This is a genomic window from Pseudomonas protegens (genome assembly GCF_003732485.1).
Lineage (GTDB): Bacteria > Pseudomonadota > Gammaproteobacteria > Pseudomonadales > Pseudomonadaceae > Aquipseudomonas > Aquipseudomonas protegens_B.
In genome coordinates, this window is record NZ_MOAK01000061.1 from 21209 (window position 1) to 29964 (window position 8756).

General features: G+C 60.0%; 8 protein-coding genes. 6 read left to right on the forward strand and 2 right to left on the reverse strand.

Translation table 11 applies throughout. The features are described from left to right. Window positions 1-57 precede the first annotated feature (57 nt). A complete protein-coding gene (gene rne, locus BLX41_RS16325) occupies window positions 58-3297 on the reverse strand; it encodes a ribonuclease E (protein ID WP_123725738.1) in 3240 nt (1079 codons plus the stop codon). Window positions 3298-4012: 715 nt separating this feature from the next. On the opposite strand from rne, the gene rluC reads away from it, so the two are divergent. From rluC to sppA, 3 genes are read left to right on the forward strand one after another with little or no spacing between them, the layout of a single operon-like run. Next, a complete protein-coding gene (gene rluC / locus BLX41_RS16330) occupies window positions 4013-4969 on the forward strand; it encodes a 23S rRNA pseudouridine(955/2504/2580) synthase RluC (RefSeq protein WP_016965316.1) in 957 nt (318 codons plus the stop codon). Then, entirely contained in the window at window positions 4959-5621 is a 663-nt protein-coding gene (locus tag BLX41_RS16335) for an HAD-IA family hydrolase (protein WP_123725739.1), read from the forward strand. Before rluC ends, BLX41_RS16335 begins: the two co-directional genes overlap by 11 nt. A gap of 21 nt (window positions 5622-5642) precedes the next feature. Beyond that, window positions 5643-6632, forward strand: coding sequence for a signal peptide peptidase SppA (sppA, locus tag BLX41_RS16340; protein ID WP_123725740.1), 990 nt, complete (start codon window positions 5643-5645; stop codon window positions 6630-6632). Window positions 6633-6683: 51 nt separating this feature from the next. Here the strand turns inward: sppA and BLX41_RS16345 are convergent, their stop codons facing one another. Beyond that, the gene (locus BLX41_RS16345; protein ID WP_123725741.1) at window positions 6684-7262 is read right to left on the reverse strand and encodes a Maf family protein; all 579 of its coding nucleotides are present in this window, start codon (window positions 7260-7262) and stop codon (window positions 6684-6686) included. 105 nt (window positions 7263-7367) lie between these two features. Between BLX41_RS16345 and BLX41_RS16350 the strand changes: the two genes are divergently transcribed. From BLX41_RS16350 to BLX41_RS16360, 3 genes are all read left to right on the forward strand, one after another. Continuing rightward, complete coding sequence (locus BLX41_RS16350; protein WP_011060115.1) at window positions 7368-7895, forward strand: YceD family protein; 528 nt, start codon at window positions 7368-7370, stop codon at window positions 7893-7895. A gap of 13 nt (window positions 7896-7908) precedes the next feature. Further along, window positions 7909-8091, forward strand: a complete 183-nt coding sequence (gene rpmF / locus BLX41_RS16355) for a 50S ribosomal protein L32 (protein ID WP_003179396.1) — start codon at window positions 7909-7911, stop codon at window positions 8089-8091. 3 nt (window positions 8092-8094) lie between these two features. Further along, a partial coding sequence (locus BLX41_RS16360) for a phosphate acyltransferase (RefSeq protein ID WP_259744955.1) occupies window positions 8095-8756 on the forward strand: 662 nt, incomplete at its 3' end.

Genomic DNA, 8756 nt, shown 5'->3' on the forward strand with positions numbered 1-8756 from the left:
AGGCATGAAAAAGCCCCGCTCGGTTAACCGGGCGGGGCTTTTTCATTGCCGATGGAATCAGACGAGAGGTTTAGGCTCGTGCTGTTTTTCCTCGACGTGGGCTACGTGCTCAACGGCGTGTTCGACGTTGTGCTGAGCCTCTTCCACGGCTGGGGCAGTGTGCTCGACCGCAGGTTCGGCGACAGGCGCAGGTGCTGCTTCGGCTGCTTCGACAGGCGCTGGAGCGGCCTCGACGACCACTGGCGTTTCGACCGGAGCGGGCTCGGCAGCGACCACGGCTTCAACCGGGGCGGCGGCGGCAGCCAGTTCGGCTTCCTTCTGCAGGCGCTCGGCTTCACGCTTGCGACGACGCACTTCACGCGGATCGTTTGGTGCGCGACCGTTGCTGGTCAGGGCGCTGGCAGGAGCGGCCTCGATCACTGGAGCGGGTGCTTCGGCAACCACGGGGGTGGCAACCGGAGCAGGCTCTTCAGCCTGGGCTGGCTGTTGAGCAACCACTGGCTGCTCGACAGCTACAGGCTCGGTTGCAGGCGCTGGAGCTTCCTGAACCGGCTCGATGGCTTTCTCTTCAGCCGCTGGCGCTTGGGCTACAGGTTCTGCAACAGGCTGCTCGGCAACCACTGGCTGTGCTTCCACCACCACGGCCGGTTCGGCAGCAACTTCAACCTGGGCTGGTTCTGCAACAACCGGGGCCACTTCGGCTACTGGAGCAACTTCAACCGCTGGAACTGCTGGAGCTTCCACTGCAGTGGTGGCTTCAACCGAAGGTGCTTCCGGAGTCTTTTCTTCAACCGCGGCCGTAGCGCGTTCGGCTTGCTGATGAGCTTCGGCTTTAGCGTTGGCGCTGATGGCGGTGCTGGCAACGGCGGCGGTAACCGCGAGGCCGGCAGCCAGATCGGCGCTGCTCGGCTCTTCGCTGTTTTCTTCCGAGCCTTCGATCACATTGCCGTTGGCGTCGCGCTGACGTTCACGACGGTTGCTGCGACGACGCTGGCCGCGGGAGCGACGACGTGGACGTTCGCCTTCGGCGTTGTCCTGGCCTTCTTCCTGCAGTTGCTCTTCGTTCGGCAGCACTTCTTCTTCGCTGGCGGCAGCGGCCTGAGCCTGCTCGGCGCGTGGTTGACGCTCTTCACGCGGTTGACGCGGCTGGCGCTCTTCACGTGGCTGGCGAGCTGGACGCTCTTCGGTCACAACAGCGGCGGTAGCGGCGGCTGCAGCCGGAGCGGCATCCAGAGGTTCACGCAGTTCGCGAACACGTTCCTCACGCTCGCCACGTGGCTTGCGGTCCTCGCGAGGGGCGCGTGGTTGACGTTCTTCACGAGGTGCTCGTGGAGCGCGTTCTTCGCGGGCTACGCCTTGTACTTCTTCACGGGCTTCGCGAACTTCTCGCGGCTGACGCTCTTCCCGTGGTGCGCGTTCTTCACGCGGAGCACGTTCTTCGCGCGGCTTGCGCTCTTCATCGCGGCGACCGTTGCGGTTGCGGCTCTGCTGGCGGCCATTGCGACGCTGTTCTTCGTTGTTGCGCGCAGGGCGCTCGGTCACCGGCTTCTCGACCACTGTCGGAGCCGCTGGCTCTTCCTTGGTGGCGAACAGGCTGACCAGGGACTTCACCAGGCCTTTGAACAGGCTTGGCTCGGCAACAGCCGGGGCTGGAGCGGCAACCGGGGCAGAGGCTTCGGTTGGCACTGGTGCGTTGGCGCGGGCCGGAGCGGTCTTCACCGCGGCTTCCTGGCGAACCAGGGTGCGGGTGGCGGCGGTCGGCTGAACTTCTTCGGCTTCGGCGGCGGCAGCGGCGATTTCGTAGCTGGATTGGTTGGTGTTGGCTTCCGGGCTGTCATCGCGCAGGCGCTGAACTTCGAAGTGCGGCGTTTCGAGGTGATCGTTCGGCAGAATGACGATGCGGGCACGGGTGCGCAGTTCGATCTTGGTGATCGAGTTGCGTTTTTCGTTGAGCAGGAAGGCGGCGACCGGAATCGGCACTTGGGCGCGAACTTCGGCGGTGCGGTCTTTCAGGGCTTCTTCTTCGATCAGGCGCAGGATCGCCAGGGACAGCGATTCGACGTCACGGATGATGCCGGTGCCGTTGCAGCGTGGGCAGACGATGCCGCTGCTTTCACCCAGGGATGGGCGCAGGCGCTGACGGGACATTTCCAGCAGGCCGAAGCGCGAGATGCGACCGATCTGCACGCGGGCGCGGTCGGCTTCCAGGCATTCGCGGACTTTCTCTTCCACAGCGCGCTGGTTCTTGGCCGGGGTCATGTCGATGAAGTCGATGACGATCAGGCCGCCGATGTCACGCAGGCGCAACTGGCGAGCGATTTCTTCCGCTGCTTCCAGGTTGGTCTGCAGGGCGGTTTCTTCGATGTCGCTGCCTTTGGTGGCGCGGGCCGAGTTGATGTCGATGGACACCAGGGCTTCGGTTGGGTCGATGACGATGGAGCCGCCGGAAGGCAGTTCAACGACGCGCTGGAAGGCGGTCTCGATCTGGCTTTCGATCTGGAAACGGTTGAACAGCGGAACGCTGTCTTCGTACAGCTTGATCTTGCTGGCGTACTGCGGCATCACCTGGCGGATGAAGGTCAGGGCTTCGTCCTGGGCTTCAACGCTATCGATCAGCACTTCGCCGATGTCCTGGCGCAGGTAGTCGCGGATCGCGCGGATGATCACGTTGCTTTCCTGGTAGATCAGGAATGGCGCGGAACGATCCAGGGACGCTTCCTTGATGGCGGTCCAGAGTTGCAGCAGGTAGTCGAGGTCCCACTGCATCTCTTCGCTGCTGCGGCCCAGGCCGGCAGTGCGCACGATCAGACCCATGTCGGCAGGAGCTACCAGGCCGTTCAGCGCTTCACGCAGTTCGTTGCGCTCTTCGCCTTCGATGCGACGGGAGATGCCGCCGGCACGCGGGTTGTTCGGCATCAGCACCAGGTAGCGACCGGCCAAGCTGATGAAGGTGGTCAGGGCTGCGCCCTTGTTGCCACGCTCTTCTTTTTCGACCTGGACGATGACTTCCTGGCCTTCGCTCAGGACGTCCTTGATGTTGACGCGGCCTTCAGGGGCTTTCTTGAAGTATTCGCGGGAGATTTCTTTGAGGGGCAGGAAGCCGTGGCGCTCAGAGCCGAAATCGACAAAGGCAGCCTCAAGGCTTGGTTCGATACGAGTGATGCGGCCTTTATAGATGTTGGCCTTTTTCTGCTCGCGTGCACCGGACTCGATGTCCAGGTCGTAGAGGCGCTGGCCGTCTACCAGGGCAACACGCAACTCTTCGGGTTGAGTTGCGTTAATCAGCATTCTTTTCATGTAGTACCGTCGGTTTCCGGGCTGCCGGAAACGGCGTTCGGCACACACGACTTCTCACGGTCGGTGTCAGGTGCGTCAGGAGTGGTTGACCACTCGAGTGTCTAGCGAGGTTCGTCCGAATAACTAAGAACGAAGTCGCGACTCACGCGTCCTGCTTGCTGTGGTGACTAAGGCACCGCTTAAGCAAAAGTCTGTCAGGAGGAGGAATCAACCGGCGACTGTGGACGAGATGAAGCGTCTTGAATAAAGCCTAATGCTACACAGTCCGACGGTTGTGCATCTCCACCCTACACGTATCCCTGATAATTCGGGTGCTGCCGCGCGCAGAATCCGCAGCGGGTTGGCATTTACCGTGAACTCCGAAAGGGGAGGTCACGCATCATGGCTAAAGGCGTTGTTTCCGTAACCTTCGCTCGGGGTTGTCTGTCGCCGACTGCACTTTGTGAACTGGCCGTTAATCGCTGCGTAAAAGGCGAGTGATAACTCTGCTTTCTACGGGTTTCAGGCCTCAGGTCACCTGCGCTTGTTACAACGTCAAACTCTTCCGGTATGTAGCGAGAGCTGCGTAGGACGGCCTTGCGTCCTTATGAATTGCGTTGGTCAGGGCCGGCTAGTTGCCGCTGTTCCGCTGTCCAGCCGCTTTTGGCGGCGTTCGCGACTATAGCAGCAATCATTAAGTGCTTCAAATCCATAAAAAATTGTTATCATTCGCGCCATGACGACTACTGCCCCCTCGACTCCAGGCGTTCAATTGCTTGAGGTCTCGCCGGAATATGCCGGCCAACGAATTGATAACTTCCTTCTTGCTCGGCTCAAAGGCGTGCCCAAGACCTTGATTTATCGCATTTTGCGCAAAGGCGAAGTGCGAGTGAACAAGGGGCGGATCAAGCCCGAATACAAGCTGCAGGCGGGCGATGTGGTGCGCGTGCCGCCGGTGCGCGTGCCTGAGCGCGACGAGCCGGTGCCGCTGGCGCAAGGTTTGCTGCAGCGTCTTGAGGCCTCGATCGTCTTCGAAGACAAGGCCCTGATTGTGATCAACAAGCCCGCAGGCATTGCTGTGCATGGCGGTAGCGGCCTGAATTTCGGGGTGATCGAAGCCTTTCGTCAGTTGCGCCCGGATGCCAAGGAGCTGGAGCTGGTGCATCGCCTCGACCGCGATACCTCTGGCCTGTTGATGATCGCGAAGAAGCGCAGCATGTTGCGCCACCTGCATGCCGCCTTGCGGGGTGATGGTGTGGATAAGCGCTATATGGCGCTGGTTCGTGGTCACTGGGCTACCGCGCTGAAGCAGGTGCGGGCGCCGTTGCTCAAGAGCAATCTGCGCTCAGGCGAGCGCATGGTGGAAGTGAACGAAGAGGGCAAGGAGGCCTTGACGGTGTTCAAGGTGCTGCGCCGCTTCGGTGAGTTCGCCACCATGGTTGAGGCCAAGCCGGTCACCGGGCGTACGCATCAGATTCGCGTGCATACCCTGCACGCCGGGCACTGCATCGCCGGCGACAGCAAGTACGGCGATGATGATTTCACTCGTGAGATTCGCGAGTTGGGCGGCAAGCGCCTGTTTCTCCATGCCTATATGTTGACGGTGCCGCTGCCGGATGGCGGTGAGCTGAAGTTGCAGGCCCCGGTGGACGAGATGTGGGCCAAAACCGTGGAGCGCTTGAGTGCACCCTGATTACAAACTGCTGATCTTCGATTGGGACGGCACTCTGGCTGACTCCATTGGTCGGATTGTTGAGTCGATGCACGTATCTGCCGACCGATCCGGTTTTCCTCGGCGTGATGATTTTGCCGTCAAGGGCATCATCGGGCTTGGTTTGCCGGAGGCGATTCGTACTTTGTATCCGGATATCGACGACGGCCAGTTGGTAGCCTTTCGTCAGCATTATGCAGATCACTACATAGCGCTTGAGGCTGAGCCTTCGCCGTTATTTGCTGGAGTGGTGGCGTCTCTCGAGGCCTTTCGGGCTGAGGGTTATCGGTTGGCGGTTGCTACCGGCAAGGCGCGGCGGGGCTTGGATCGGGTGTTACGAGCTCATGGCTGGGAAGAGTATTTCGACATCACTCGGGCTGCCGATGAGACCGCCAGCAAGCCTCATCCCTTGATGCTGGAGGAAATTCTTGCTCATTGCGGTGTCGGGTCTCGGCAAGCATTGATGGTCGGGGATTCCTCCTTCGATCTGTTGATGGCGCGTAATGCGGGCATGGATTCGGTGGCGGTGAGCTACGGAGCTCAGTCCATTGAGGCCTTGCAGGCATTTGAACCGCGCCTGTCCATCGACCGTTTTCCTGAGTTGCACGCCTGGCTCGGCCAGGGTGCCGATTAAGTTTTCGCTGGGGTAGCAAGCATGACTGATGAATGGAAGGCGCCAAGCAAGGCCGGCGCTGAAGGTGGTGACGATAAAAGTTGGAAGTTGTTGGAAAAGACCCTCCTGGCCAGTGTTCAGGAGCAGCGTCGTTCGCGGCGCTGGGGGATTTTCTTCAAGTTGCTGACCTTTGTGTACCTGTTGGTCGCGCTGGCGCTGTTTACTCCGTTGATGACCATGGAAAAGAACGCCACTCGGGGCGGTAGCTACACCGCTGTGATCGATGTTGCGGGGGTGATTGCCGACAAGGAGTCTGCAAGTGCGGACAATATTGTCGGTAGCTTGCGCACGGCTTTTGATGATCCCAAGGTCAAGGGCATTGTTTTGCGCATTAACAGTCCTGGCGGCAGTCCGGTGCAGTCCGGCTATGTGTATGACGAAATTCGCCGTTTGCGGGCTCTGCACAAGGACACCAAGGTTTATGCGGTGATTTCCGACCTTGGTGCCTCTGGTGCTTATTACATTGCCAGTGCTGCTGACCAGATCTATGCCGACAAGGCGAGTCTGGTGGGCTCCATTGGGGTGACGGCTGCCGGTTACGGTTTTGTCGGCACCATGGAGAAGCTGGGGGTTGAGCGCCGTACCTACACCTCTGGCGAGCACAAGTCGTTTCTTGATCCGTTCCAGCCGCAAAAGCCTGAAGAGACCCAATTCTGGCAGGGTGTGCTGGATACAACCCATCGTCAGTTCATCGCCAGCGTCAAGCAGGGGCGTGGCGAGCGTCTCAAGGACAAGGAGCATCCTGAGCTGTTCTCCGGGTTGGTCTGGTCTGGTGAGCAGGCATTGCAGTTGGGCTTGATCGACGGCCTGGGCAACACCAGTTCGGTGGCGCGGGATGTGATCGGCGAGAAGGAAGTGGTTGATTTTACTGTTCAGGAATCGCCTTTCGATCGTTTCTCGAAGAAGCTTGGTGCCAGTGTGGCTGAGCAGATCGCCATGTGGATGGGCTTTCAGGGGCCAACCTTGCGTTGACTTCGAGGGTGAGTAAGAAGCCGGCCGTAGTGCCGGCTTTTTAGCGTCTGCTCAGGGTACTTCTACGCCTTCGGTCAGTAGCATGTCCACCAGGCGGATCAGTGGCAGGCCTATGAGGCTGGTGGCGTCGCTGCCGGCGGTGCTCTGGAACAGGCTGACCCCCAGGCCTTCGGCCTTGAAGCTCCCGGCGCAGTCGAAAGGCTGCTCTGTATTCAGGTAGCGTTCGATCCGGGCGCTGTCGAGGGTGCGCATGTTGACCGTAAAGGGAATGCAGTCCACCTGGCATTGGTCGGTCTGGCTGTTGAGCAGGGCCAGGCCGGTCAGGAAGGTCACGCTCGCGCCACTGGCGTCCAGCAACTGCTGGCGGGCCTTGTCGAAGGTGTGAGGCTTGCCGATGATGCGCTCCCCCAGTACCGCTACCTGGTCCGAGCCGATGATCAGGTGTGCCGGGTGAGTGGTTGCAAGGGCGCGGGCCTTTTCCTCCGCCAGGCGTTTCACCAGCTCTATGGCGGGCTCGCCGGGGCGGTGGCTTTCGTCAATATCAGGAGAGCTGCAGGTGAAGGGGAGTTGCAGGCGAGACAGCAATTCCCGGCGGTACACCGAGCTCGAAGCAAGTAATAAAGGCAGCATGCGCATCTCCTGGGGTGGGGCGGGAATTCTAGCGGGGCTCGCAAGTGACGGACAGGGCTGAATTTCCTTTGACATGGCCGGGGGCATCCCTATAATGCTGCGCCTATGTTGAATGACCCGATTCCACCTCACGTTGACCCGCGCAAATTGGCTGACCGTGGCACCACCCTTCAAGGTGAACTGCTGCTGGCCGATTTGGAGAGACTCTGCGACCCGCTTTCCGACAATGTCGGTACGGTGCAGGCTAAATTCGTTTTCGAGCGTGACGAGCGTAAAGCTGTAGTTATCCACAGCTCCATCGACGTCGAAGTCAAAATGGTTTGCCAGCGTTGTCTTGAGCTGGTCACCCTGCCGATCCACAGCGAGTGCAGTTACGCCGTGGTGAAGGAGGGTGCGAATACCCAGTCGTTGCCGAAAGGTTATGACGTGCTGGAACTGGGCGAAGATCCTTTGGATCTGCAGGCGTTGGTCGAGGAAGAGCTTTTGCTTGCCTTGCCCATCGTGCCTGCTCATCATCCGGAAGAATGCCAGCAGCCGGCGGGGCTCGATGAGCCCGAACCGAGCGAGGACGAGGTAACGCGGTCCAACCCGTTCAGTGTATTGGCGCAGTTAAAGCGTGACCCAAACGTTTAGGAGTTAATCAATTATGGCTGTTCAGCAGAACAAAAAATCCCGCTCTGCCCGTGACATGCGTCGTTCCCACGATGCTCTCGAGGCTAGCACCCTGTCCGTAGAAAAGACCACCGGTGAAGTTCACCTGCGTCACCACGTATCGCCAGAAGGCGTATACCGTGGTCGTAAAGTGATCGACAAGGGCGCTGACGAGTAATCCTTGTCCGCTCAAGTCATCGCGATTGACGCAATGGGCGGGGACTTCGGTCCCCGCAGCATTGTTCAGGCCAGTATTGCTTGCCTGTCTGCCACCCCCTCGCTGCACCTGACCCTGGTCGGTCAACCCTCCCTTCTTGAAGAACTGCTCTCCGGTCATTCGGCTGTGGATCGCGCGCGCCTGACGATTACTCCGGCAAGTGAAGTGATCACCATGGACGAGAAGCCCGCCCAGGCCTTGCGTGGCAAGCCTGATTCGTCGATGCGGGTGGCTCTTGAGTTGTTGCGGGATGAAAAGGTCCAGGCCTGTGTCAGTGCTGGTAATACCGGGGCGCTGATGGCGCTGTCGCGCTACGTACTCAAGACCCTGCCCGGCATCGATCGTCCGGCAATGGTGGCTGCCATTCCCACTCAGCGCGGCTATTGCCAGTTGCTGGATCTGGGGGCCAATGTCGATTGCAGTGCCGAGCATCTGTTGCAGTTCGCCATCATGGGTTCGGTTGCGGCGGAAAGCCTGGGCATCGTCCGGCCACGGGTGGCCTTGCTGAACATCGGTACCGAAGACATCAAGGGCAATCAGCAGGTCAAGCTGGCAGCGAGCCTGCTGCAACAGGCTCGTGGCTTGAACTACATAGGTTTTGTCGAAGGTGACGGCTTGTATCGTGG

Coding starts and splice junctions, on each gene's coding strand:
- rne (WP_123725738.1), bottom strand. CDS start 3,297: ATGAAAAGAATGCTGATTAACGCAACTCAACCCGAAGAGTTGCGTGTT.
- rluC (WP_016965316.1), top strand. CDS start 4,013: ATGACGACTACTGCCCCCTCGACTCCAGGCGTTCAATTGCTTGAGGTC.
- sppA (WP_123725740.1), top strand. CDS start 5,643: ATGACTGATGAATGGAAGGCGCCAAGCAAGGCCGGCGCTGAAGGTGGT.
- BLX41_RS16345 (WP_123725741.1), bottom strand. CDS start 7,262: ATGCTGCCTTTATTACTTGCTTCGAGCTCGGTGTACCGCCGGGAATTG.
- BLX41_RS16350 (WP_011060115.1), top strand. CDS start 7,368: ATGTTGAATGACCCGATTCCACCTCACGTTGACCCGCGCAAATTGGCT.
- rpmF (WP_003179396.1), top strand. CDS start 7,909: ATGGCTGTTCAGCAGAACAAAAAATCCCGCTCTGCCCGTGACATGCGT.